1 pseudogene is annotated in these 1,070 nt (G+C 63.7%); it reads right to left on the bottom strand.

The window, feature by feature from the left end:
* Positions 1 to 1,070: pseudogene (locus JZZ72_RS27660) on the bottom strand (RHS repeat protein); the annotation flags it as partial.

Raw genomic sequence — 1,070 nt, 5'->3', positions numbered from 1 at the left:
GCACAAAGCTGCCCGGTTCGTACAGGTAGTGCACCGTGCGCCCGGTGTGACCTTCATCCTGCGCAGGCGAGCTTTCCCAGGCGAGGGTGTCGCCGTCCCAGCCGAACAGGGTGAAGCCGCAGTTCATCTCGCGCTGGCGCTTGGCTCGCTCCAGCTGGTTCCAGCCAGTACCGGCTTCAGGTTTGTTCCAGTAATGCGCCGTCGAGTGCTTGTGCAACCGACGCCCAAGGGCGTCATAGCTGTACTCGACCTTGAGCTTGTCGTCGCTGTAAGCCTGCAAGCGGTCGAAAAGATCCCAGGTGAACCGGGCCTGCACACCGTTGTGCAACCGGTGGCTCAGGTTGCCCCGCTCGTCATAGGTGTAATGCGTGCCCGCATACTCGCGCAGCAGGTTATCCATCAAACGGTTGCGCTTTGGCGTGCGCTCCAGCGGCCGCGTCAGTTCGTGGTGCTTGTCGTCCAGCAGGTTGCCGGCCGGGTCGAAGGCGAAGGTCTCCACCCCCAGGCGGCTGGTGGCCTGCAACAGGCGGCCAATCGGGTCGTACTGGTAGGCCAGATGACCACGACGGGTGTCGTGGATGTCGCTCAGCTGGCCTACCGCGTCGTACTGATACTCACGCTTGAGCAGGGTCGATTTGCCGTCCTGGCTGCCCAGCAGCTGTTCCTGCAGGCGCCCCGCCGGGTCCCACGCCTGAGTCTGGCTCAACCTGTTGCCCTGATGCCGCACAACCTCGCGGTGCAGGTCATCGCGCTCGTAGGCCAGCAGTTCATGCTGATCGACCGTCATGCCCAACAGATGACCGCTACCGTAGGTCAGCCAGCTGACCTTGTGCCCGTCCGGACGAGTGGTGGAGGTACGCAGGTTGAGGGCGTCGTACTCGTGCTGCCACACCGCGACCATCGGGGTGCCGGTGGCCAGGTAGTGCTGGTGTTCACGAACGAGGTTGCCGGCCTCGTCATGGAACCACTGCAGTTTGCTCGCGGCGTTGATGGCCTGGATCAGCCTGCCGTTGCCGTCGTAGGCAAAGGTTTCTTCCTCGCGCTGGTCACCCTGGCTGGCCACGCGGGAA

The organism is Pseudomonas palmensis (genome assembly GCF_017848315.1).
Taxonomy (GTDB): domain Bacteria; phylum Pseudomonadota; class Gammaproteobacteria; order Pseudomonadales; family Pseudomonadaceae; genus Aquipseudomonas; species Aquipseudomonas palmensis.
Note: the sequence above shows the minus strand (reverse complement) of the source record. Positions and strands in the feature narration are given on the sequence as shown.